This is a genomic window from Chloroflexus sp., from assembly GCF_049970315.1.
Lineage (GTDB): Bacteria > Chloroflexota > Chloroflexia > Chloroflexales > Chloroflexaceae > Chloroflexus.
The window spans coordinates 7925-31229 of the sequence record NZ_JBMFNE010000005.1; the positions used below are offsets into that span (position 1 = coordinate 7925).

Here is a 23305-nt window from a genome sequence, read left to right on the forward strand (position 1 = left end):
GGGTAACGCAAAGGCGCAAAGGCGCGAAGGTGGGTAACGCAAAGGCGCAAAGGCGCGAAGGTGGGTAACGCAAAGGCGCAAAGGCGCGAAGGTGGGTAACGCAAAGGCGTGAAGGATGCTCAAAATAATCTTTGCGTACCCTGCGCTCTTTGCGTCTTTGCGTTTAGATACGTATGACAACAACTGTCATTCTGAATCCGGCGGCGGGTCGCGGTCTAGCCGGACGACGACGGAACGCCATTGAAGCAGCCTTACGCGATCACGCCATTGAGTACGAGATCGTGACTACCCACGCCCGCGGTGGCGCAACTGAATTGGCGATTCAAGCCATTCAGCGCGGCACCGAGCGGGTCGTTGCAGTGGGCGGTGACGGCACGATCAATGAAGTCGTCAACGGCATCATCGATAGCCGCACCGGCAACAAGGTCGCACTCGGGATTATTCCGCTCGGTACCGGCAGTGATTTCGTCAAATCACTGCCCGGCGTTCATCCGAGAGACATTGCCGGTGCAGTGCAACGGCTGGCCAACAATCACACACAGGCGATTGATGTAGGCCGGATTCGAGTTACGGCCGGTCGCTTGACGTTGCAGCGCTGTTTCATCAACGGTCTTGGGATGGGCCTCGACGCAGCAGTAGCTGTCGAGAGCTTGAAGATCAAATGGCTGCGTGGGTTTGCCGTTTACCTGATCTCGGTTTTCAAGGCGCTCGCTACCTATCGACCAGGTCCAATGACCGTGCGCTTCGATGGGCAACGGGTAAGTCGTCAGCTTTTCTTTGCCAGTGTTGGCAATGGCCGGTGTCAGGGCGGTGGTTTTTGGATGACACCGGACGCGAAATTGGACGATGGTTTGCTCGATCTGTGTATCGTCGACACAATGCCGATCTCACGTGCGCTGCGTAAAATTCCGCTCTTGATGCGTGGCGTTCATACCAACGAGCCAGAAGTCACGATGGCCCGCGCCCGCCGGATCGAGGTGACCTGCCCAACGCCGATCCCGGTTGCGACCGACGGTGAGGTGATTGCGACGGCAGCGCAGCGGGTTGAGGTCGAAGTGTTACCACGAGCGGTGCAGTTGGTAGTGTGAAAGTGTTTAACGCAAAGGCGCAGAGGCGCTGAGGGTTCTCACGCAAAGGCGCGAAGGAAGCTGAGGGGATATCGTAATCTAACCATCCTTTGCGTTCCTTTGCGTTTTTGCGCCTTTGCGTTAGCGTTCTTGATATTCTTTGCGCCTTTGCGTTTTTGCGCCTTTGCGTTTTTGCGCCTTTGCGTTAGCGTTCTTGATATTCTTTGCGCCTTTGCGTTTTTGCGCCTTTGCGTTAGCGTTCTTGATATTCGTGGATCGAGCGCGACCTACTACCGACGTGGTTGGCCCATTGCGCCGCGTACCATACCGATCGGCAGCTCGCTCGTCGGTTGCAGATGTTGGCCGCACATTGACTACATGCGGGCCGAGATAGCGTATACTCTGTGATCACAACCGACGCACGCTGTTCTACATCGGGAAGGAAATATTGCCACCACTGAAAGGGTCACCTGTAACCACCATGACCGCTACCATCACCATCATCACTGCCACTGAATGGCCCACCGTCCTTGCCGTGTTTGACCGTTGTAACCAGAGTGACGGCATTGTCTTACCGGTGTGGCTCGATGGCGATCCACCGCCGACTTTGGTCGCAGCGCGGATCGGGGAGACGGTGGTTGGCGGTGCAGTTATGTACGGCTACTTCGCTATCGAGGCGGTCATCGCAGTCGACCCGGCATGGCGTCGGCGCGGTATCGGTCGCCAACTGGTTACACAAATTGCGCACTGGGCTAATGCACGTAACGGGAGTTGGCAGATGATCGCCGATGAAGCCGGGCCAGCGGTTGCACCGTTTGCCACTGCGTTACAGTTGCGCCGGGTGCTGGTCGAAACCTTACTCGAACTCGACCCCGCCCAGCTTCCGCCATTGCCGCCACTGCCAGCGACGTGGCAGACTCGCCTCGCCGAACCCAGTGATTCCAATGCGATCACTACGATCATCGCCGATGCTTTCGGTGACCCCGCTGAAGAGGTAGCAGCGTTTGTCACCGACCGCATCGCTAATCCGATGCATCGCTTTGTCATTGGCGAAGTCGCCGGGACACCGGTAGCAGTGCTGCGTCTGCTGCGGAGCGAGCAGGGGATTATGATCACCACTTTTGGCGTGCGCCGTGCGCTCCAAGGGCAAGGGTACGGTCGGCTACTCTTGCTGACTACACTTCATCGTCTGTGTGAGGCCGGATACCAGCGCATTCAGATTGAGGTCGAAGAGGGTAACATGCCGGCATACCGGCTCTACCGATCATGTGGATTTATCCCGACTCGGTGGTATGGGGTCTACAAGCAGGCAGCGTGAGCACAAGCGCGCATGCGCTTACGCTGTCTGCCTCACTGCGGTTCAATACTTAACAGCAGTGTACCACGTATTAACCCACGATCATCGATCCCGACCGTGCCACTGCTCGTGATAGCAGTGAATGGAGCCAACCGCTGCTCAAGTTCGAAATCAATCGGAACATTACGCATCTGGTTAAACCACCTGCGGGCGGCGGTAAGGTTAATGTACAGGACACCACCATTGGGAGAGGGCATCGCCTTCAAACCATTCGCATAGGTCGTCACACTCGTCAGTTTTTGTTCGGCGTTAAAGGCAGCTTCCATCGCCGGTCGACCCACTGCAATCACCAGATCGTTGCCGTTAAAGCCGTACCCAAAGAAGAGATCGCCCTCTTCAAACGCTTGCACTTGCGTGCGCCCCAGCGAGGTTGCACCTAGACGGATACCGGTAAGATCTTCGGCTAATTCCATAAGCCGTTGCATACCTCGCTTGGCAGCCGACTGATCGGCAACCTTCAGCGCGAAGTAGCCTCCTACCGGCAATTCGACACTATCGATAGGCAACAGCGCGATCACCCCTTCACCGTGAAACCAGCTAAACAAGTCGCGGTCGAGATTGATGTTGAGACTGTCTTCGAGATCACGCAGCGCATTGGCAGTTCCAGGTTCGGCCTCCAATTGCTTACGGAGACGCTGCCCCCAATCAGCCGGTATGCCAAAACTGAATACACCGATCGCGGTGCTGCTGACATCACCGGCTCGTTCGGGCGAGACGGTTGGACGCAGGCTGCCGAGTTGCTCGCGCAGTGCATCACTCAGCCGGTTGCGATCGAAGACGGTCACTGCATCGAAGCGCAGCCCGCTCTCGATAACGGCCATTGTGAAGCCGACCCCTTGCATAGCTTGGGCTGCCGATCGCATATCGGCCAGTGTTGGCACACTCTCATCGAGTGAGCCTGATGTAAAGAGGCTGTCAATAAAACGAGCCAATCCATCTCCGGCAAGATAGATCGTGCCAATCCGGTCAGTCGGCAAATTCTGGATCACGGCTTGAAATTGTGCGCTACGGGCCAGAGCAGACTCGCTACGTTGCTCGATCAGCGTCGAGATGCTCGTGGCATTGTTGGCAAAGACGACCATATTGCGGGCCAGTGCGAAGGCAGCAAACGCCGTTTCATCACGCTCACTTTCGTAGATCGTCACCCCATTCGTTGTGCTGTTCGTAAAACGCTCACCTTGCGCCTCTCGAAACATGCGCTGTTTGTCGAGAAACGCCTGGGCGGCTCGCTCATCACGAACTGTCGCGATCAACAGTACACTGGCGTCGCGTAAGTCGACGTCCTCAAACGGATTAAGGGTAGCTAGCGGATTGAGCGGGTTGGCCGTCTCAGCGGCTACTGCGCCGATCCGTTCGATGGGCAAGCCATAGACGGCGATTGCCGCTTCAGCCCCGATCCATGGCGCGATATCATCGGCAAACGTTACGCCAAAGCGCTCTTGCAAAAAATCGGTCGTTTGGTCGGTGTTCTGGTAGTCGAAGGTTTCGGGAAAGGCTCGTCGTATCCGGTCAATATTCGGCAGATCGCTCAGGTTGGGCGTGATCGCAGCGTAGATTTGGGTTTCAGCCGGTAATAGTTCAGGAATGGCACTACCACGCTGGTTGATCACACTCCATACCAACACACTACTACCGATGATGATCAGTAGTCCACCAATGACTAAACCACCGATGATCAGGAGCAATGGACTGCGTCGTGATTCGGCAGACGAAACAGGTGGTAACGAGAACGGATCGGGTGTTGTCATGTAGTGTCCCTTCCACGTATCACAACATACAACCGATGCTGTCGTTGTTATATACGTTCACTGTCGTGAAAAGTTACATTCATAGACGTCGGCATGCATCCGGCCCATTACCAAGACAAAAGAATGTACATTCACTCTCGTGGAAAGTTGCATCCACAGACCGGGAACTCATTCCTTACCGCTGGCGTTTATCAAGTGCATAACACTGTTTCATCAGATTCTCAGGTTTACAGGAGGTCATCGTATGGTTCGGTTATTCACCGTTGTGGTGACAGCTATGCTGTTACTGGTGGGGTGCAGTCCGGAGCCGCCGCGGAAGGCTGACTTTAACGGCAATACGCAGCGAACGAGTGAAGAGGTAGTGAGCGCGCAAGCAGGTAGAGTCGCACCAGCAATGGCAGGCGTACCAGCAGGTGAAGCAACATCGGCCGTGGCGGGCATGCCAGTAGGTGAAGCAGGATCGATCGTGGCAGACAGTACTTCTGGTGAGAGAGACAACCCTACCGGCGAGACTAATCCGCTGCTGTATGCCTCGAGAATGGTTATTCTCAATGCCACCTTGGATATCCGTGTCGAATCGGTTGATCAAGCAGAGGATCGTGTGCGTGACATCGCCGATCGCCTTGGCGGATATATCCTGCACGTCCGTGCGCAAGGGCGCGAGCAAACCCGTGAGTCGTACATCACGTTTCGCGTCCCGTTTGAGAACTTTGAACGGGCACTCACCGAGATCGAAGGTTTAGCGAAAGAGATTGTGAGCCGGACCGTTGACGGTGAAGATGTTACCGAACAATACGTCGATCTCCAATCACGACTTCGCAATCTCGAAGCTACCCATGACCGCATCAAAGCGCTCCTCGCAACCGCACAAAATCTTGAGGATACGCTTCTCCTCTACCAGCGCCTCGCCGAGATTCAAGGGCAGATCGAACAGATCAAAGGTCGCATGCGCTATCTTGAACAGAACACGAATTTCTCAACAATTAGCGTGATCATGAGACCAGTACCGGTGGTCGAAGAAAAGCCGGAGCCGACACCAACCTGGGATCCGTGGAAGATAGTCATTGAACAGTTCGGTCTGCTGCGCGCATTTGGCGAGAGCATCTTGACCATCGTGCTGATCCTCGCTATTTGGTCACCAGTGTGGATCATTCCGGTCGGGCTGCTCATCTGGCTCTGGCGAAGATGGCATCCAGCCCTATATGGCGCGCATCAAGGAAAAGGTATCTCCAGCCGGCAACCCATCACAACACCGGTAACGCCAGAGGAGAAATAGCTCATAGCACACAACAAGGGGCAGATCGTTGGTTCTGCCCCTTCTCACTCCTTGCGAATTACACGCTACCGTTAAATATCCAACTCCACCACCTCATTCGCGTGGGTCTGGATAAACCGGCGGCGTGGTGGCACCAAATCACCCATCAACATCGTGAACGTCTCATCAGCGCGCGCGGCATCTTCCAGCGTCACCTGCAAGATCACTCGGTTCTGTGGGTTCATGGTTGTCTCCCACAGTTGTTCGGCATTCATTTCACCTAACCCTTTGTAGCGCTGAATCTCAACTTTGGTTCCGGGTGGCAATTTGCTGAGATACGCATCACGCTCGGCGTCGGAATAGGTGTAGACCTGCTCACGCCCGTGTTTAATCCGATAGAGCGGGGGTTGCGCGATAAAGAGATGACCATTGGTAATCAGAGGCCGCATGTGGCGGAAGAAAAAGGTAAGTAACAGGGTACGAATATGGCTCCCATCAACATCAGCGTCGGTCATGAGAAAGATGCGGTGATAGCGCAGCTTACTCAGATCAAACTGGTCACCGATGGAGGTACCGATAGCAGTAATCAGCGCACGCACTTCGGCGTTTGACAGCATACGGTCAAGCCGGCTTTTCTCGACATTCAGAATCTTACCGCGCAGCGGCAGAATGGCTTGAAAACGGCGGTCACGACCCTGCTTAGCCGTTCCACCGGCGCTATCACCCTCGACAATATACAGCTCGCAACGAGCTGGGTTAGGGTCTGAACAATCGGCCAACTTGCCGGGCAGTGAAAAACCTTCCATCGCGCTCTTGCGCGCCGTCTCACGTACTTTCTGTACGGCGAGACGAGTGCGCGCCGCCGCGATCGCCTTCTCGATAATCCGCCGCGCATCAGCCGGGTTCTCATCGAGCCAGGCACTAAACGCATCGCCAAACACCGTCGCCACTGCACTGGCTGCTTCCGGGCTAACCAACTTCTCTTTGGTCTGTGAGGAAAACTGCGGGTCTTTCAGCTTCACACTGATCACCGCCGTCAATCCCTCACGCACATCATCGCCGGTAAGATTACTCTCATTCTCCTTCAACAGCCCTTTGGCTCGCGCATAACTATTGATCACGCGGGTTAGTGCAGTGCGAAACCCTGACAAATGCGAACCACCGTCAGAGTTATTGATATTATTTGCAAAAGTATAAACATTATCCGTATCAAACGTATCAGTATACTGTAACGCCACTTCCACCATCACCTCATCAACCACCCGCTCGACATAGAAGGGCTGGCGATGGAGCACAACCTTATCTTTATTGAGATGGCGGACATACGACACAATCCCGCCCTCGAAGTAAAAGTTCAGTTCGCGATTGGTACGCTCATCAACAAACTTAAACCGCAACCCCTTGTTGAGATAGCTCATCTCGCGGAAACGTTGGGCGAGCGTATCGAAATTGTAGTCGAGCGTCTGAATAATCGAGGTATCGGGTAAAAAGCGCGTCGTCGTACCGTGGCGATCGGTTGGTTCCAGATCAATCACATCCGTCACCGGCACACCGGCCCGATACTCCTGGTAGTAATGACGACCATTACGATATACATCGACCCGCATATACGACGAAAGCGCATTGACTGCCGAAACACCAACGCCGTGCAGGCCGGAAGAGACCTTATAGCCGCCGCTACCGAATTTACCGCCGGCGTGCAAGCGCGTCATGACTAGTGTGAGGGTGCTGATACCCTCTTTCGGATGGATACCAACCGGAATCCCGGAACCATCATCACTCACCGTCACCGAACCGTCGCGGTGAATAGTCACACTGACACTCGTCGCCCGTCCGGCCATCACCTCATCGACCGAGTTATCAACCACCTCGCGCACCATCGTGTGGAGGCCGTTAATATCGGTAGGACCAATATACATACCGGGGCGCTTGCGGACGGCTTCCATGCCTTCCAGCACTTGAATCTGACTTTCGTCGTAGGTTGTCGGTGTTTCGTTTGTCATGAGGACTATTCCTTTATCGGCAACGCAAAAAGTATGCCAGTTTAGCTAACCGTCACGTTGGCATATCGCCGATAGAACTGTAGGCGTGCAGTGCGTAGGCCGCTACCGATGTAAGCCTGACCGACAATTGCCGGAGCCAGCCAGCCCGGTTGAGCGGCAACGGCGTGCCAGAGACCGGCGAAGCCAATTTCAATAATGGCACAGAGCGCAAGAAATGTTGCAATCGAGAACCACCGTTGGCGAGCAAAGCGCCAACTCGCCTGTAACGCCATCAGTGGCCCGTAATTATGGAAGACGATCATTTCCGGCGCAAAGCCAAACACAACCAACCCAAGCAGCCCTAACCCGATCCAGACAGTATATACAAGCGAGAATGTACTTGGCATCAACCAGATAATGACACCAGAACAGATCAGCAGGGGTACGACCACACTCCCGATCAGGCCAAGAACCCCGGCGAGCCGGACGGCAATCGCGAGGCTGTGATGAAAAAGTGTCGGTTGCGCCACCGGCCTTGGCCGCATCAGGATCAGACGATACAAGCTCGCCAAAAATACACTACTCACAACCAGCGCCACTAGATTCAGGCCGATCAACGCAAGTATATACTGTTCGACAGATAACACCAACGGTGGTGGTATGATCGTCTCAACGCCAGGCGTGAGGATCGGGATCAGGTTGGTCGGCACCAAGAATGTGCGAGCATCAATGGCGTGTAAGGTCCCAAGGAACGAACCGATCAGACCTTGATCCGTGTACGGCGGCAGAGCGAGAGTAATCGCGCTACCTAGCCATACATACGCGCTCAACCCTATCGAGAACAGCAGAATAAACGGCTGACGGTGGATAGTCGCAAATCCGTCCGTCAGCGCATCGATCGGCGATACCGGTTGGCGCATGCGTTTTGCCCACTCGTTTGCTCGTTTCATCAGCCTGTATTATACCACAGATCAACGCCCTCCATTGCCAATCTTTGCACACATGTTCGAGAAACTCAACAAGGCTCAACCCACCGCCCCACCATCAGCAACGATGAAACGATGGCTCGGATAGACAACTACCGATAAACGAATGGCTTCTCGAAAATCCGTTCAAAAACGGTTTGCAAAAGCCGGTTGGAGGTGATATACTTGACGTGTGGCGTAAGGTTGCACAACTAGTGGGAAGGTGCAACCACCTGCTTGACACTCGCTGCTGTCGAAATAGGCGACAGTCTCATCAGGCCGTTCAGGGAAGCGCGATGAACCGTCTGTGAGTACCGCTAGCAAGCCGCTTCCGCTGCCAGAGCAGTGGTCTAGCGCAGCAGTCTGCGTGGTTCGGGTGGAAAGTGGGTCAAACCCACTTTTCTTATTGTCAGGCGAGTTACAGCAATGAAAAGCGATTTTTACGCGGCAATTACTCAGATTGCGTCCGAACGCGGTATTCCAAAAGAGGCCATCATTGACGTGATGGAACGGGCATTGGTGAGCGCATACAAGCGCTTACTCGGCCCCAATCCACCGGCGGTAGAAGTGACGGTCAAGCTCGATCCCGTCAGCGGTATGGCGCGGGTCTACGCTGAGAAGCAAGTGGTCGATGAAGTGTACGACGAGCGGTTTGAGATCGATCTCAACAGTGCGCGCCAAATCAAGCCCGACGTTCAGATCGGCGAGACGGTGCTGGTCGAGAGCACACCGCGTGATTTTGGCCGGATCGCCGCCCAAACTGCGAAGCAAGTGGTGTTGCAAGGGATTAAAGAGATCGAACGTAGCTATATCTATAACGAATTTGAAGATCGCGAAGGCGAGTTGGTGACGGCGACGGTACAGCGTAACAACGGGCCACGCGGCAACGTGATCCTTGAGATAGGTAAGGCCGAGGCCATTATCCCGCCAAAAGAGCAAGTAGCAAACGATCGCTATTACCACGGCCAGCGGCTCAAGGTATTGCTGCTCGAGGTCAAGAAGGATGATCGCGGCCCTCGCCTGATTGCGTCGCGCGCGCACAAGAATCTGATCAACCGCCTGTTCGAGATGGAAGTTCCCGAAATCTACAACGGGTCGGTTGAGATTAAGTCGGTGGCCCGTGAACCTGGCCTGCGCACGAAAGTCGCTGTTGCGGCCCGCCAAGAGGGGATCGATCCAGTCGGGTCGTGCGTCGGAATGCGTGGTATCCGCATTCAGAATATTGTTAATGAGCTAAACGGCGAGAAGATCGATGTGGTGCAGTGGTCGTCGGATCCACGTGAGTACATTGCCAATGCCCTCTCGCCGGCACAAGTGGTTGAGGTGCATCTCCACGATCACGACCATACCGCGCTGGTGATTGTCCCCGACAAGCAACTTTCGCTGGCAATCGGTAAGGAAGGGCAGAACGTCCGGCTGGCAGCGAAGCTCACCGGTTGGCGGATCGATATTAAGAGTGCGTCGGCGTTGCTCGAAGAGGAACGGGCCGCGGCTGAGGCCCGCGCTGAAGCCGAGGCCGAACAGATGGCGATTGCCGCCGAATTGGCCAATGCCCCGGTTGAACAGCGCATCGTACAGGCTGACGGCACTATCCGCTACCGCGGTCATCGCTACGGCCCACTCGGTAACGATCTGGTTGGGCAGATGGTACAGGTACGGGCAACATCGCAAAAGATCTTTATTTACTATAATAACCGCCTGTTCGCCTCCTATATCTTGTTGGAAGGCGGGCAGACTGCGCCTGATGAGGAGTAAGGCGATGGCGGCCAAAGCTCAAACCGGTACGCCGCGACCACGGCACATCCCACAACGCACGTGTATCGTGTGCCGACACAGTGATGCGAAACGTGCGCTGATCCGATTGGTACGCGATGCACACGGGCGCGTAACGATTGATCCAACCGGCAAACGATCCGGCCGTGGCGCTTACTTATGCCACAACCCGGAATGTTGGACACAAGCCTTACGCCGCCATACGATTGAACGGGCTTTGAAGATTTCAACGCTGCATCTCGATGATCGGGCGGCAATAGAACAAATGGCTCGACAATTGTTGCAGGCGACAACGTCAGCGGTATCTGAATAGCCGATTCCGGTGGATTCTACGCAACGCACCGTTGACGTATGTGCGCCTGATAACGCGAGAGCTTCCCTGAGCCGGGCTGCTCTCCAGAAAGGAAGATGAAGATGAGTGACAAGCCACGACGAGATACAGGCGGTACGGGAACGGGTAGCGGGCGTAGCACCGGCCAATCGACGAATCGCACAAGCAATCAACAGACAGGAACGGGGCGTACTTCAACTGCTACCGGTGCTCATCGGCAGCCGGCCAATCAATCAACCGGTGGTGGACGTTCGTCGTCCACCGGTGGACGCAATACACCGACCAACCAAGGAAATGCGCGACCGGCAGCACCGGCAAATGCCCGGAGTGGCGGCCAACCAGCTCGTGGTAATAATGCGCCGGCTGCGTCGCGAAGTGGCGGCAGTACGCCGGCTCCGGTGCGCGGCGGTGGTGCTACACCGGCCCCGGCTCGCGGCACGAATACCCGTAATGCTCGCTCACAACAATCCCGTGGCCGTCCTCAACCTGAAGAACGTGAACGCGAACGCGAAGCCGTGTTGCGCCGTCCGCCCACCCCGACGACTACCCGCCCGGTGGTGCGTCCGCGCGGACCGGTTGCATTACCCCCGGTCATGACGGTGCGCGAGTTGTCGGAAGCGACCGGTATTGGCGCTGCCGATATTTTGAAGACCATGCTCAAAGCGGGCATGATTGCCAATATCAATCAGCAAATCGATTATGAGACGGCTGCCCTTATCATGACCGATTTCGGGATTGAAACGGTCGAAAATATGCCTGAACAAATGGTTGGGATCGTCGAAGACATTAAAGAGGTGCTCCGATCCCAACCACCGGAAGAGATGCGCCCTCGTCCACCCGTCGTTACGATTATGGGTCACGTTGACCACGGAAAGACAAAGTTGCTCGATGCAATTCGCTCGACACGGGTAGCAGAAGGCGAGGCCGGTGGGATCACCCAGCATATCGGTGCGTATCAGGTCGAGGTGAATCACCGGAAGATTACCTTCCTCGATACACCCGGCCACGAGGCGTTTACCGCCATGCGCGCGCGCGGTGCCCAAGTTACCGATATTGTTGTCTTGGTGGTCGCCGCCGATGATGGTGTCAAGCCGCAAACCGAAGAAGCCATTGCTCACGTCAAAGCGGCCGGTGTGCCGATGATCGTGGCAATTAATAAGATTGATTTGCCAACGGCAAATCCCGATCGGATCAAGCAGCAGTTGGCCGCACTGGACGTGATTGTCGAAGAGTACGGTGGTAACGTACCGTGTGTGCATGTTTCAGCTCGACAGAAAATTAATATTGACGGGTTGCTGGAAATGATCTTGTTGGTGGCCGACCTTGAGGATCTGCGCGCAAATCCCAATGCACCGGCCGTTGGTACGATTATCGAGGCCAAACTCGATAAGAGTCGTGGCCCAGTAGCAACGGTGTTGATCCAAAATGGTACCCTCCACCTCGAAGATAACGTGTTGGTCGGCTGTGTCGCCGGCAAGATCAAATCAATGTTTAGCGACAGCGGGAAGCGCCTTCGCCACGCCGAGCCGTCAACCCCGGTGGAAATTATCGGGTTGGAAGGTGTGCCCCAGGCCGGTGACATCTTGCAGGTGATGGACGATCTGGTTGTGGCACGCGAGATTGCATTGCAACGCCAACGCCAGCAGCGGGCCGAAGCGATGGCAGCGAGCGCGCGCGGTACCAGCCTCGAAGAGCTGTTTGGCAAGGTGAAACAGGGTCAGGTGAAGGAGTTGAACCTGATCTTGAAAGCCGATGTCCAAGGCTCACTCGATGCAATTGCCCATCTGATCGAGCAGTTGAACCAATCGCAGAGCGAGGTGCAAACCCGCATCATTCACCGTGGTGTCGGTGCCATTACCGAAGGTGATGTGAACCTTGCCCTCGCCAGCCATGCGATTATTATCGGCTTTAACGCTCGGCCAGACCCGGCAGCCCGCCGTCACGCCGAACAGCACGGGATTGATATTCGCTTCTACAACATCATCTATCAGTTGCAAGATGATTTGAAGAAGGCAATGGCCGGTATGCTCGCGCCAACCTTCAAAGAGGTGGTCGAGGGCTATGCCGAGGTCCGCAATATCTTCCGCTTACCTACCCGTGAGGTAGTCGCCGGTGTGTATGTCACCGACGGTAAGATTACACGCACCGGCCAAAATGTCCGCGTGTTGCGGCGCGGCGTGGTGATCCACGACGGCAAGATCTCGTCGCTCAAGCGATTTAAAGATGATGTGCGCGAGGTGACGGCCGGTTATGAGTGCGGTTTGATCGTCGAGGGCTTTAACGATATTGAAATCGGTGATGCGCTCGAGTTCTATCGCCAAGAGCAGGTAGCAGCCACCCTGTGATCGCCATTCGATGATCTATCTACCGGCAGAAGCGCACACGCTAACGCTTCTGCCGGCTATGTCATGAAACCAGATCATCATACACAACCATTTACCTTCCCATTGTTCGGTAGACCGATCTGGTTCGAGAGTGTTTCTGTCCACTGCGCGAAGGGTGCAAACTATGGCTAAACAACGATTACAACAAGTCGCTGATACGATGCAGCGGATTCTCGGCGAAGTGATCCAGACAGAGTTGAAGGATCCACGGGTTGGGTTCGCTTCGGTCACGAATGTCGAGGTGAGCGCCGATCTACAACACGCCAAAGTGTATATTTCGATCATGGGTACTCCAGAAGAACGGGCAACAACGATGGCGGCTTTGCAACGAGCACGCGGCTTTCTGCGCAAACGAGTCGCAGAAGAGATGCGTCATATGCGCTTTATTCCAGAATTGCACTTGATCGAAGATACATCGATTGATTATAGCCTGCATATTAATGACGTTATTCGCCAAATTCAGCACGAACGGATGGTAAATCCTCCGCGCATCGATGATGAACAGTGAGAACATTCCTTTCGATCCCTACTACAAAAAGCGGATTACCTATACGTTGCGCGGTCAGCAATTCGCTTTTGATGTTGGGCATACAATCTTTTCGTCATTTCAAATCGACGAAGGTACCGATCTGCTCTTGCGATTGATCGAACCGGCAATGACCACACCACAGCATATCCTCGATCTTGGCTGTGGTTGTGGGGTGATCGGTATTTGTCTCGCCCGCCGCTTCCCTAACGCCAATGTAACCCTCGTCGATAAAGATTTGCTTGCCGTGCGTTATGCCCGCCATAATGCCATCCTCAACGCTACCCCGAATGTGACCGTGCTCGGCAGTGTTGGGCTGAGTGATGCACCTCCCGGCCCCTATGACCTGATCGTCTCCAATATTCCGGCTAAGATTGGTGACTACGCGATTGAGCATGAATTCATCCTTGCACCACTCCGCCATCTGCGCCCCGGTGGTGAGTACTGGTTCGTTGTGGTGAGCGGTCTTAACCATCTGATACCTCGCCTTGGTCCACGCCATCAGTTACGCCTCAAAGAGATCAAGAAACGTGCCGGTCATTCGGTGTATCGGATTATCGCACCGACTCATCTTGACTAGCCGGTACCGCCCCGGCTGAACCACGCACGGTTTTCCGCTTGCCAAAACACCGTGTATCTCATAAAATTGTATCAATACGAAATGATATAAAGTAGGAGGGCACAATAGTGGTGCGGGTTGGGATCAACGGCTTTGGTCGGATCGGGCGGTTGGCGCTCCGGGCCGCGTGGGGCTGGCCAGAACTCGAGTTTGCCCACATCAACGAGATCGGTGGCGATGCATCGGTGGCGGCGCATCTCTTGACGTTTGACTCGGCGCATGGACGCTGGCCGCATGAGGTTCACGATGAGGGTGATCGGTTGGTTATCGATGGTCATGCAATTGGCTATAGCCAGATCAAGGACCCGGCAGTGGTACCGTGGGCAGCCGTCGGAGTTGAGATCGTGCTGGAGGCGACGGGGAAGTTTCGCACCTCTGAACAGTTAGCAGCTTACTTCGCTGTCGGTGTGAAGAAGGTGATTGTGGCTGCACCGGTGAAGGGCGAGGCGCTTAATGTAGTGATGGGGGTGAATGATCACCAGTATGATCCGACACGCCATCATCTGCTGACTGCTGCCTCTTGTACGACCAACTGTCTGGCGCCGATTGTGAAAGTCATTCACGAAGGTATTGGCATTCGCCACGGTATGATCACCACCATCCACAGCTCAACCAACACCCAGAGTGTGCATGACCAACCGCACAAAGATTTGCGACGGGCACGGGCGTCGAGCTTGTCGCTTATACCCACAACTACCGGCTCGGCAACGGCAATTGGTCTTATCTTCCCAGAATTGCAAGGAAAGCTCGATGGGCAAGCGGTGCGGGTACCCCTACTTAACGCTTCGCTGACCGACTGTGTGTTTGAAGTCACACGACCAACCACCGTCACCGAAGTGAATGAATTGTTGCGGGTGGCTGCCGAAGGCTCGCTGAAGGGTATTTTAGCCTACGAGACGCGCCCGCTGGTATCAATCGATTTTCTGACAAATCCGCACTCTGCGATTATCGACTCATTGTGTACCATGGTCACCGATGGCACACAGGTGAAAATTTATGCGTGGTACGATAACGAGTGGGGCTACGCAAACCGGTATGTAGAATTAGCGCGAAAGGTGGCAATGGCGCGATGAAACCACTCCAATCGACCGGTACAACGACAACGTCTACCCAGCGACAAGCCGATCGCCGGAATTACCTCTTGGTTACGGTCGCGTATTGGGCGGATACGCTCACCGATGGCGCGATTCGGATGTTAGTCCTCTTTTATTTTGCTCAGCTCGGGTATTCGCCATTTGCTGTGGCTTCGCTCTTCTTGTTCTACGAGATTTTTGGTGTGATCACTAATCTGTTTGGTGGTTATCTTGGTGCGCGATTCGGTCTGAAGATAACCTTATTTGCCGGTCTCACCGTACAACTGGTTGCGCTCAGCATGCTTGCCTTTGCTCCACCATCGTTATTAGTGGTTCCCTACGTGATGGCTGCGCAAGCGTTGTCGGGTATTGCCAAAGATTTGACCAAGATGTCATCGAAGAGTGCGGTAAAGCTGGTGGCCGGTGAGGGTGAGGGTCAACTTTACCGCTGGGTGAGTGTGCTCACCGGCTCGAAGAACGCGATTAAGGGACTAGGCTTCTTTGTCGGTGCGCTCTTGCTGACGCTGTTTGGCTTTCAGACCGCGTTGCTGCTGTTAGCGGCGTTGGTGTTGGTAGCACTGATCGGTGCGGTCGGTGCGATCAGCGGCGATCTAGGCAGCACCGATAAAAAGGCCAAGTTTAAGCAGATGTTTTCACCCAACCGAGCGGTTAATCTCCTTGCCGCAGCACGGATCTTTCTATTCGGTGCGCGCGATGTCTGGTTTGTGGTCGGGTTACCGGTCTTTTTTATCACCGTGCTCGGTTGGGACTTTTGGCTGGCCGGTGGGTTTATGGCAGCATGGACGATTGGCTACGGCTTTATACAAGCCTCCACGCCAGCACTTATCCGACGGCGTGTAACTGATGCGCGTGCGCCTGATGGACGCACTGCAATGTGGTTGGCATTTGCCCTGGCTGCATTTCCAGCGGCAATTGCTCTGGCGCTTGGCGTTGGTTTTGCGCCGACTGCTGCGGTGGTGATCGGGTTGCTCGCATTTGGTGTCATCTTTGCACTCAATTCGGCAGTGCATAGTTATCTCATTTTGGCCTACGCCGATGATACGAAAGTGGCGATGAATGTCGGTTTCTACTATATGGCGAATGCACTAGGGCGGCTGGTCGGTACTGTCTTGTCGGGTGCGCTGTACCAATGGGGGATGCAGAACGGTCTGTACGGCGGTCTCATAGCGTGTCTCTGGGCTTCAGCAGGGTTTGTGCTGATGGCCGGCCTACTTTCGATCCGGTTGCCAGCACCGGTGCGCGTTGTGACCGGTGAGTGGAAGGTTGCAGGTGAATAGGTAGGCGTTGAGAGGGTGTAGGTTTGGTGGAAATATGACGAACGAGCATACAGCGATACAGAGGGTTTTATCCTCTGCCTGAGCCGGTGTTATGCCCGGTGGTAAGCACCCGATCACGCACCAGCGCACAGACACAATCTTCCCACAGCGTTGCACTCCGGTCACCCTGTTGACGAAGCGTGATCAGCAAATTGCGTAATGCGTGCAAATTGGCGATACGTTGATCAATCGCGGTGATATGTTGATCGAGCGTATCTATCATCTCGGTACAAGGTGCTTCACCGTGATCGCTGAGAGCGAGGATGGCGGCAATTTCACGTAATGAGAGATCAAGGCTACGTGCACCAACGATAAAGCGCAGCCGTTCGACATCAGCGTGGGTATAGCAACGGTAGTTATTTTCAGCGCGCTGCGGTGGTGGTAGCAAACCGATCTGCTCATAGTAACGGATGGTCTTAGGCGATACGCCAGTCTGACGAGCTAGATCACGAATATGCATACCATATTCCTTATCGTCCATGTAAGGACTTCACGAAAACAACCTCACCGTTCTAATTAGCTCATTTTATCACAACCCCAAAGCGTTATCACATCGCAACGATTACTGTTATGATCTCTTAACGAACATATTCAGAAAATCGCATATCATAGCAACTATGAAGAACACAATCGCCGCCAAACAGGCTCACCTGTTCAAAGCGCTGATGCATCCCGTTCGGATACAGATCCTCGAGATCCTCCGGCAGGGTGAGGCGTGCGTATGCCATATCGAAGCAGTGCTCGGCCTACGCCAAGCGTATGTATCGCAGCAGTTAGCCGTCTTACGTAAAGCCGGCCTGATCAGCGACCGGCGCGATGGACCGCATATCTACTATCGGATCATCCACCGTGAGGTGCTCGAACTCCTCGATATGGCGCGCAACCTCGTCGGCGAAGCCGAGCCGTGGCAACCAAATTCGGCGGTGTGTTCGTGTCCGCAATGTATATCTCATTCTATCATCTTAGAACAAGGAGTGAAACCATGGTCGATGTGAAGGTACTTGGTCCCGGTTGTCCCAACTGCCAAAAGCTGGAAGCGCGTGTTCGCAACGTGATCCAGCGCTACCAACTGGAAGCTTCTGTCGAGAAGGTTACCGACTACGCGCAAATTATGCGCTGGAATGTGATGCGTACTCCGGGGTTGGTGGTGAATAACGTATTGGTTGCATCAGGACGCATCCCCTCAGAAGAGGAGATTGCCGACTGGTTGAAGCAGTAGTATCCGCAGTTAGGATTGGCTTTGCAGGTACAACGAGTGGGCGGTTACGCCCAATTTCTTTCGACCGGATATGCAAAAAATTGCATATCCGGTTAGACCCTACCGATGAGGACAACAGCAATGGAACAGACTCTTACCAAACCTTCTCGTCAATCTGACAGCCGCGCGTGGCTGATCGTCGTTGGGGCAGCAGTCATGTGGCTCATCGCGTACAACGTGATCCAGCCTTTAGCCAACTGGCTAACGTATCATCTATTCGGTTTAGCAGAAGGCTCACATTTGGGTGAGTCGGTGGCCTTTTTTCTCTACGATGTCCCGAAGATTCTCTTACTTTTGAGTGGGATGATCTTCGTCATTAGTACCCTGCGTTCGTTTTTTAGTCCTGAACGCACACGGGCGTGGTTGGGCGGAAAACGCGAAGGGATCGGCAATCTGCTGGCTGCCGGACTAGGCGTACTTACCCCTTTCTGTTCGTGTTCGGCAGTACCCCTCTTCATCGGCTTTGTCGAAGCGGGCATTCCGCTTGGTGTAACCTTTTCGTTCTTGATCGCTGCGCCAATGGTCAACGAAGTAGCACTGATCATGCTATTCGGGATGTTCGGGTGGCAAATAGCAATGCTCTATCTCGTAGCCGGAATGACTGTAGCGATCGTGGCCGGTCTAGTGATCGGACGGCTGAGAATGGAGCGATTCGTAGAAGATTTTGTCTGGCAGATTCGTGGTGGTACCGGTGAGATTGCCATCGAAAACCCGACGTGGACTGAACGGTTCAGGCTCGCTTGGGAGAATACACGCGATATTGTCGGCAAGGTATGGCTCTATGTGGTCATTGGCATTGCCATCGGTGCCGGAATTCACGGTTACGTGCCTGAAGACGCATTGGCCGGTATTCTAGGCCGCGATGCGTGGTGGTCGGTACCGGCAGGTGTAATCTTAGGTGTACCGCTGTACTCGAACGCTGCCGGTATCATTCCGGTAGTACAGGCTCTGATGGCAAAAGGGGCCGCTCTAGGGACGGTGCTTGCGTTTATGATGGCGGTGGTAGCGCTCAGCTTGCCGGAAATGATTATTTTACGGCGCGTGCTGAAGCCGCAATTGATTGCCGTGTTTGTCGGCATTGTGGCGAGCGGGATTGTAGTGGTAGGGTATTTGTTTAATGTGGTGATGGCGAACTAGCAGTACTATTGCCCTTCTCCTTACGGGGAAGGGCATCTGCTTGTCACGGAATGATACGTACAGTGCGCTTAACGACTCGCACGCAACGATCTGGCTCTTAGACACTACGCTGAAGAAGGCGAAGAAAGGTGCAGTGATGGGTATTGCCCCGACTCGCACAATGAGCACTCAGCTACGGACAGCGACGAGGTGCTATCTCCGATAAGATGTTACAACGATCCCTGAGCCACTTGTATAGCATAGTGAGGCTGGCGATGTTCTATGCTCATCCTGACCATACTGTTGTTTGGATTGTCGTTTCTATCAGGAATGATGGGTCTCGGTGTTGCATTTGTTACCATACCGGTACTTGGCCTCTTTGGTCTCGAACTCAAGCACGAGATTATGCCGCTCTCACTGTGGCTCAACAGCATCACTGCCATTGCCAGCGCAGTTACCTTGGCACGCAAAGGGATGGTCGATTGGCGCACCGCTCTTCCGTTACTGATCATTACCACCATCGTTGCACCAATCGGGGTATGGCTTTTACAATTTGTCCCGACAACCACCATCTGGTGGATCTATGTCGGGGTACTAATGTTCCTCGCCTACCGCATGGCCTTTCCACCGACATAAGACGACAGCCAACCCACCGTTATCAGTGACGCAACACGGGTCAAGGCCGGCTTCGCCAGTGCTGCCATTGGTGTTTTTGCCGGCTTCTTAGGGGTCGGCCCCGGTTTTCTGCTGATGCCAACATTGGTGCTACTAGGCTACACTGCCCGCATTGCTGCGGCAACCAACGCGGTGATTGTCACGCTACCCTCCTTTTCGACGTTTGCAAGCCATCTGCTTGACGCTCGCTTCGACTGGTTGTTATTTTATTGATCCTGACCTCAATCTCGGCTGTACTCGGAGCACAAGCTGGTGCTGCATTTATGGCACAGCGGGTCAAAAGCCTGACGTTGACCCGTATCTTTGCTGCGGTACTGATTGTGTTGGCGTTGCAGCAAGCGTGGTTGTTGGTCGTGGGTAGGGGCACAGCAGCACTGTGCCTCCTACGGTGGGAGTACCACCATCGTGACCCGACCCACACCATCACCGCCATCCCGATCAACTCGACCAACGACTGCATCACAATCACCAGCGCCGGCTCCTCCCACCCCGGCGGTAAGTTAAGCGCCAGCGGCAGCACCACAAACGAGTTGCGGGTGCTGAAACTGAATAGCAGCACCCGTCCTGACCGGGTCGGTAAGCGGCCTAGCCGGTGCAATAGGGAGGCTAGCAGCGTCGCGATGCATAGAAAGACAACGAATACCGGTGTCACCACCGGGACAACCGCGAGCGCCGCCATTGCCGCTTGAGCCTGCGATACCGCAATTGCACCCACAACCAATGTTAGCAGGGGCACAGTCAGCCCAGCACTTCTTGCCGCCACACCTATCGCTCTGGCCGGGCTTCGAGCCAGCGCTCATCACTGATCGCAACGAGTAGCGGAACCAAGATAATCAGTAGTGCCGGCCAAATATTTAAGCCGGCAATCACATCGAGTGTCGTCAGATCAAGCATGAGCCAGAGATACAACGGTAAAAGAACCCCTTGCCCAATCAGCAACAGCGGTGTGACCGCCAATGCCCGCGCGGTATCACCACCGCCAAGATGGCAAAAGGCGATAAACCAGTCGGTACAGGGCACTAACAAGACGAGCGCTACTCCTAACCGTAATGCTGCATCAGGTGGCAACCAGTGGAGGAGTAACCAGACGATGCCCGGAATGAGCACAAAATTGCCAACAAATAATAGGATCACCAATCGCCGGTCAACCAACGCTTCGCGCAGATGCAGCAGCGGAATCTGGAGGAAGGTGACGGTGAGCAACAGAGCCAGCAACGACCAGAGGGCTTGGTCTGCGATGGGAGCTAAGATAGGCCAACGTTGACAAATAGCAAGCCCAGCGGCGATGGCAATGAGGTAGATAGTAGCTTGATAGCGTTCAAGACGAGAGACTGTCACGATGGCATACTCCACGCTTCAGGGTAGACAACGATGCAACTGCATGTGAGCGATTTACCGTGCGGCATATCCTAACTTTCACTATCAGTTGCGAAACCTTTTTAATGCGCCCCAACCTCGCATGGTACGATCCTTTTGTCACAAAGAATGTAGGTACAGTTCGTACTAGACGACGAGGGCTACGTGCGACAAGCATTAGTATCCGGAGCGCATAGGTATGTTTTAAAGCGTGCTGCTGACGCCGAATCGCAATGTCTCATCTTTGTCAGGAAAATCCCGACAACGGTACCGACAGTACCACATTTTTCCTGCTATCGCCAGCACAAGAAACGCCGTACAGTACGCTTAGCGGTAATCTGCGAGTGACGAGGAGTGTAGCCTATGTCTCGACAACCCACCATTCCGCTCACCCCGGTCAGTCGGCGTGGCTTGCTTGGCGCGCTAGTGGCCGGCGCCGGCGCTCTTGCGGCGGCTTCGGTGCAAGCGAGCTTACCAGCCGCGACCGGGAAATCGAACGAATCGATCGACATTTTAACCCCTGAAGAGGCATTGGCGGCGTATGAAGCCGAAATTGCCCGCTTACGGGCTGCGAACCTCAGCGGGACGCCGGTCGATCTCCTCGAACGGATGCGCACCGATCTGTTGCGCGCCTTAACCAAGCCGGTCAACGAACGACGCTGGGTGATGGTGATTGACCTGCGCGCCTGCGTTGGCTGTCACGGCTGCACGATTGCCTGCGTCGCTGAAAACAAACTGCCGCCCGGTGTGGTCTATCGTCCGGTGTTAGAAGAAGAGATCGGACGGTATCCTAATGTAAGCCGCCGTTTTGTCCCTCGACCATGCATGCAGTGTGATAATCCACCCTGCACGAGCGTTTGCCCTGTTTCGGCCACATACACCAACGAGCATGGCGTCGTTGCGGTTGATTATGAGCAGTGCATCGGCTGTCGCGCCTGTATCGCCGCTTGCCCCTACGGTGCTCGTACCTTCGACTTTGGCTATACCTACACTGCCAATACGACCACCACCGGTGTGATGTTTGGGGCAGAGCAAGCAGTGAGCTATGAGCAAGCGAGCACGTTTGAATATGGGAAATCGCACCCTCGTCACGACGCCCATGACTCGCCGGTTGGCAATGTGCGTAAATGCCACTTCTGCATGCATCGCGTGCTAAATGGCGAATTGCCGGCCTGTGTGACGACCTGCATTGGACGGGCAACCTTCTTTGGCGACGCGAACGATCCTGAAAGCCTTGTTAGCGAATTGATCGCGAAGCCGAATGTGATGCGATTGAAAGAGGAACTTGGTACTGAGCCGCGTGTGTATTATTTGCAATGAGGAGCAGACCTATGCTAAAACGGCTCCTCTATGTAGCTGGCTTTCTTGGCCTGCTCATTGGCATGTGGGGATTGTACGACCGGTTTGTCTACGGGCATATGAACGCCAACTACGGCTCGTATGTGGTATGGGGGCTGTGGGTGGCACTCTATATGTTTTTTGCCGGCATTGCCACCGGCGGCTTTATGCTGGCAACCCTCGATCTGTTGTTTGAACTGCCATTGTTCCGTGGTAGTGGCCGGATGGCCCTGTGGGGATCATTGGTCACGCTACCGGCCGGCTTGGCTGCTATCGGTCTCGATCTTGGTCATATGACACGGATTTGGAAAGTCTACCTCCAGCCCAACTTTGGGGCAGTGATGGCGCAACTGGTCTGGGGGTATACCATCTTTCTCATCATCGTAATCGTCAGCCTCTGGCTCAGCTTCCGCCCCCAACCCTCACGCTGGCTGAAGCCGATCATGATCGTTGGTCTCGTGTTAGCAATTTTTCTCAGCGGTGGTATCGGAGCATTGCTTGGTGTCAACCAGAACCGGGTAAGCTGGCACGTCAGCAACTTGCCGGCCCAATTTCCTGTCTTTAATCTCACCTCTGGCGTTGCCCTGATGCTGATCGCCATCGGCTGGTTTGGCCCGGTACGCGATCCACGCCGTTCGCAACAGTTGCATGTCTTGGGGTTAGGGCTGGTGATACTGCTGCTGGTTAAAGGGTACTATCTGTGGACTGACGTCTCGCAGGCGCTTTACCAGAATAGCAGTCACGGTGCCGAGGCAATCAATCTGGTGCTGTTTGGCCCCTATGGTTGGGCCTTCTGGTTGCTGCAAATTGGCCTTGGTATGCTATTGCCACTGATCGTTCTTACGACACCGATAAGGAACAACGGCTTTGCTGCCGGATTGATGGGTGTCTGTGTCTTGCTCGGCTTGGCCGTCGCCCGCGCCAATATTATTTTCCCAGCACTTACCTTGCCCGAACTACGAGGTCTAGGTGAATCCTTCCACGGCCCACACCTGAGCTTTACCTACAGCCCAAGCCTGATGGAATGGGCAGTGACCGCTGGCATTGTCGGCGCCGCTACTATTGGCTTCGTTATAGGCGCCGATCGCTTACCGCTCTTTAGCCGTCCGGTCGAATCTGTCGGCACAGCCGATTAGGTCATTGCA

The 23305-nt window shown here is 54.6% G+C and carries 21 protein-coding genes and 1 pseudogene; 17 read left to right on the plus strand and 5 right to left on the minus strand.

The genetic code is table 11. The features are described from left to right. The first annotated feature begins 173 nt into the window (after window positions 1-173). Together ACP5OT_RS05005 and ACP5OT_RS05010 are read left to right on the plus strand one after the other, a co-directional pair. Window positions 174-1088, plus strand: a complete 915-nt coding sequence (locus ACP5OT_RS05005) for a diacylglycerol/lipid kinase family protein (RefSeq protein WP_424674371.1) — start codon at window positions 174-176, stop codon at window positions 1086-1088. 460 nt (window positions 1089-1548) lie between these two features. Then, entirely contained in the window at window positions 1549-2385 is an 837-nt protein-coding gene (locus ACP5OT_RS05010; protein ID WP_424674372.1) for a GNAT family N-acetyltransferase, read from the plus strand. 32 nt (window positions 2386-2417) lie between these two features. Here ACP5OT_RS05010 and ACP5OT_RS05015 read toward each other — a convergent pair whose 3' ends face one another. Next, window positions 2418-4172 carry a DUF3352 domain-containing protein gene (locus tag ACP5OT_RS05015; protein ID WP_424674373.1) on the minus strand — a complete coding sequence of 585 codons (1755 nt, stop codon included), beginning with the start codon at window positions 4170-4172 and terminating at the stop codon, window positions 2418-2420. A gap of 244 nt (window positions 4173-4416) precedes the next feature. Here ACP5OT_RS05015 and ACP5OT_RS05020 point away from each other — a divergent pair, with 244 nt between their 5' ends. Continuing rightward, complete coding sequence (locus tag ACP5OT_RS05020) at window positions 4417-5448, plus strand: DUF4349 domain-containing protein (RefSeq protein WP_424674374.1); 1032 nt, start codon at window positions 4417-4419, stop codon at window positions 5446-5448. 71 nt (window positions 5449-5519) lie between these two features. Here the strand turns inward: ACP5OT_RS05020 and gyrB are convergent, their stop codons facing one another. Further along, a complete protein-coding gene (gene gyrB / locus ACP5OT_RS05025; protein ID WP_424674375.1) occupies window positions 5520-7430 on the minus strand; it encodes a DNA topoisomerase (ATP-hydrolyzing) subunit B in 1911 nt (636 codons plus the stop codon). 41 nt (window positions 7431-7471) lie between these two features. Then, a complete protein-coding gene (locus ACP5OT_RS05030; protein WP_428131519.1) occupies window positions 7472-8359 on the minus strand; it encodes a hypothetical protein in 888 nt (295 codons plus the stop codon). A 441-nt stretch (window positions 8360-8800) separates the two neighbouring features. Here ACP5OT_RS05030 and nusA point away from each other — a divergent pair, with 441 nt between their 5' ends. The 7 genes from nusA (at window position 8801) to arsJ (ending at window position 16378) form a co-directional block, all read left to right on the plus strand. Beyond that, window positions 8801-10129, plus strand: a complete 1329-nt coding sequence (gene nusA / locus ACP5OT_RS05035; protein ID WP_424674377.1) for a transcription termination factor NusA — start codon at window positions 8801-8803, stop codon at window positions 10127-10129. Window positions 10130-10133: 4 nt separating this feature from the next. Further along, window positions 10134-10460 (plus strand): RNase P modulator RnpM, encoded by a 327-nt coding sequence (gene rnpM, locus ACP5OT_RS05040; protein ID WP_424674378.1) that lies wholly within the window; start codon window positions 10134-10136, stop codon window positions 10458-10460. A gap of 101 nt (window positions 10461-10561) precedes the next feature. Further along, on the plus strand, window positions 10562-12823 hold the full coding sequence (gene infB / locus ACP5OT_RS05045; protein WP_424674379.1) for a translation initiation factor IF-2: 2262 nt from the start codon (window positions 10562-10564) through the stop codon (window positions 12821-12823). 163 nt (window positions 12824-12986) lie between these two features. Next, window positions 12987-13370, plus strand: coding sequence for a 30S ribosome-binding factor RbfA (rbfA, locus tag ACP5OT_RS05050; protein ID WP_424674380.1), 384 nt, complete (start codon window positions 12987-12989; stop codon window positions 13368-13370). Next, window positions 13360-13968 carry a class I SAM-dependent methyltransferase gene (locus ACP5OT_RS05055; protein ID WP_308446228.1) on the plus strand — a complete coding sequence of 203 codons (609 nt, stop codon included), beginning with the start codon at window positions 13360-13362 and terminating at the stop codon, window positions 13966-13968. The genes rbfA and ACP5OT_RS05055 overlap by 11 nt, the downstream gene beginning before the upstream one ends. Before the next feature lie 104 nt (window positions 13969-14072). Next, the gene (locus ACP5OT_RS05060; protein ID WP_424674426.1) at window positions 14073-15080 is read left to right on the plus strand and encodes an ArsJ-associated glyceraldehyde-3-phosphate dehydrogenase; all 1008 of its coding nucleotides are present in this window, start codon (window positions 14073-14075) and stop codon (window positions 15078-15080) included. Continuing rightward, complete coding sequence (arsJ, locus tag ACP5OT_RS05065; protein ID WP_428112846.1) at window positions 15077-16378, plus strand: organoarsenical effux MFS transporter ArsJ; 1302 nt, start codon at window positions 15077-15079, stop codon at window positions 16376-16378. The genes ACP5OT_RS05060 and arsJ overlap by 4 nt, the downstream gene beginning before the upstream one ends. A 67-nt stretch (window positions 16379-16445) precedes the next feature. On the opposite strand, the gene ACP5OT_RS05070 is transcribed toward arsJ, so the two are convergent. Next, window positions 16446-16877, minus strand: a complete 432-nt coding sequence (locus tag ACP5OT_RS05070) for a MerR family transcriptional regulator (RefSeq protein WP_424674382.1) — start codon at window positions 16875-16877, stop codon at window positions 16446-16448. A gap of 157 nt (window positions 16878-17034) precedes the next feature. On the opposite strand from ACP5OT_RS05070, the gene ACP5OT_RS05075 reads away from it, so the two are divergent. The 5 genes and pseudogenes from ACP5OT_RS05075 to ACP5OT_RS05095 all read left to right on the plus strand — a co-directional run bounded on the left by ACP5OT_RS05075 (window position 17035) and on the right by ACP5OT_RS05095 (window position 20155). After that, complete coding sequence (locus ACP5OT_RS05075) at window positions 17035-17412, plus strand: ArsR/SmtB family transcription factor (protein WP_424674383.1); 378 nt, start codon at window positions 17035-17037, stop codon at window positions 17410-17412. Then, window positions 17400-17636 (plus strand): thioredoxin family protein, encoded by a 237-nt coding sequence (locus ACP5OT_RS05080; protein WP_424674384.1) that lies wholly within the window; start codon window positions 17400-17402, stop codon window positions 17634-17636. The genes ACP5OT_RS05075 and ACP5OT_RS05080 overlap by 13 nt, the downstream gene beginning before the upstream one ends. Window positions 17637-17756: 120 nt before the next feature. Continuing rightward, entirely contained in the window at window positions 17757-18812 is a 1056-nt protein-coding gene (locus ACP5OT_RS05085) for a permease (protein ID WP_424674385.1), read from the plus strand. A 312-nt stretch (window positions 18813-19124) separates the two neighbouring features. Continuing rightward, window positions 19125-19679, plus strand: a pseudogene (locus ACP5OT_RS05090) (sulfite exporter TauE/SafE family protein). A gap of 50 nt (window positions 19680-19729) precedes the next feature. Continuing rightward, a complete protein-coding gene (locus ACP5OT_RS05095) occupies window positions 19730-20155 on the plus strand; it encodes a hypothetical protein (RefSeq protein ID WP_424674386.1) in 426 nt (141 codons plus the stop codon). 76 nt (window positions 20156-20231) lie between these two features. Here ACP5OT_RS05095 and ACP5OT_RS05100 read toward each other — a convergent pair whose 3' ends face one another. Next, entirely contained in the window at window positions 20232-20804 is a 573-nt protein-coding gene (locus ACP5OT_RS05100; protein ID WP_424674387.1) for a hypothetical protein, read from the minus strand. Window positions 20805-21185: 381 nt separating this feature from the next. Between ACP5OT_RS05100 and ACP5OT_RS05105 the strand changes: the two genes are divergently transcribed. Both ACP5OT_RS05105 and nrfD read left to right on the plus strand, forming a co-directional pair. Further along, complete coding sequence (locus ACP5OT_RS05105) at window positions 21186-22142, plus strand: 4Fe-4S dicluster domain-containing protein (protein ID WP_428112849.1); 957 nt, start codon at window positions 21186-21188, stop codon at window positions 22140-22142. Between the two features lie 11 nt (window positions 22143-22153). Next, on the plus strand, window positions 22154-23296 hold the full coding sequence (gene nrfD, locus ACP5OT_RS05110) for an NrfD/PsrC family molybdoenzyme membrane anchor subunit (protein ID WP_424674388.1): 1143 nt from the start codon (window positions 22154-22156) through the stop codon (window positions 23294-23296). Window positions 23297-23305: the final 9 nt, after the last annotated feature.

What these genes read in the sequence shown, in the direction of transcription:
- nusA (WP_424674377.1), top strand. Translation starts at nt 8,801, where the DNA reads ATGAAAAGCGATTTTTACGCGGCAATTACTCAGATTGCGTCCGAACGC.
- gyrB (WP_424674375.1), bottom strand. Translation starts at nt 7,430, where the DNA reads ATGACAAACGAAACACCGACAACCTACGACGAAAGTCAGATTCAAGTG.
- rnpM (WP_424674378.1), top strand. Translation starts at nt 10,134, where the DNA reads ATGGCGGCCAAAGCTCAAACCGGTACGCCGCGACCACGGCACATCCCA.
- ACP5OT_RS05030 (WP_428131519.1), bottom strand. Translation starts at nt 8,359, where the DNA reads ATGAAACGAGCAAACGAGTGGGCAAAACGCATGCGCCAACCGGTATCG.
- rbfA (WP_424674380.1), top strand. Translation starts at nt 12,987, where the DNA reads ATGGCTAAACAACGATTACAACAAGTCGCTGATACGATGCAGCGGATT.
- ACP5OT_RS05010 (WP_424674372.1), top strand. Translation starts at nt 1,549, where the DNA reads ATGACCGCTACCATCACCATCATCACTGCCACTGAATGGCCCACCGTC.
- ACP5OT_RS05020 (WP_424674374.1), top strand. Translation starts at nt 4,417, where the DNA reads ATGGTTCGGTTATTCACCGTTGTGGTGACAGCTATGCTGTTACTGGTG.
- ACP5OT_RS05015 (WP_424674373.1), bottom strand. Translation starts at nt 4,172, where the DNA reads ATGACAACACCCGATCCGTTCTCGTTACCACCTGTTTCGTCTGCCGAA.
- ACP5OT_RS05105 (WP_428112849.1), top strand. Translation starts at nt 21,186, where the DNA reads ATGTCTCGACAACCCACCATTCCGCTCACCCCGGTCAGTCGGCGTGGC.
- ACP5OT_RS05070 (WP_424674382.1), bottom strand. Translation starts at nt 16,877, where the DNA reads ATGCATATTCGTGATCTAGCTCGTCAGACTGGCGTATCGCCTAAGACC.
- nrfD (WP_424674388.1), top strand. Translation starts at nt 22,154, where the DNA reads ATGCTAAAACGGCTCCTCTATGTAGCTGGCTTTCTTGGCCTGCTCATT.
- infB (WP_424674379.1), top strand. Translation starts at nt 10,562, where the DNA reads ATGAGTGACAAGCCACGACGAGATACAGGCGGTACGGGAACGGGTAGC.
- arsJ (WP_428112846.1), top strand. Translation starts at nt 15,077, where the DNA reads ATGAAACCACTCCAATCGACCGGTACAACGACAACGTCTACCCAGCGA.
- ACP5OT_RS05055 (WP_308446228.1), top strand. Translation starts at nt 13,360, where the DNA reads ATGAACAGTGAGAACATTCCTTTCGATCCCTACTACAAAAAGCGGATT.
- ACP5OT_RS05085 (WP_424674385.1), top strand. Translation starts at nt 17,757, where the DNA reads ATGGAACAGACTCTTACCAAACCTTCTCGTCAATCTGACAGCCGCGCG.
- ACP5OT_RS05075 (WP_424674383.1), top strand. Translation starts at nt 17,035, where the DNA reads ATGAAGAACACAATCGCCGCCAAACAGGCTCACCTGTTCAAAGCGCTG.
- ACP5OT_RS05005 (WP_424674371.1), top strand. Translation starts at nt 174, where the DNA reads ATGACAACAACTGTCATTCTGAATCCGGCGGCGGGTCGCGGTCTAGCC.
- ACP5OT_RS05080 (WP_424674384.1), top strand. Translation starts at nt 17,400, where the DNA reads ATGGTCGATGTGAAGGTACTTGGTCCCGGTTGTCCCAACTGCCAAAAG.
- ACP5OT_RS05095 (WP_424674386.1), top strand. Translation starts at nt 19,730, where the DNA reads ATGGCACAGCGGGTCAAAAGCCTGACGTTGACCCGTATCTTTGCTGCG.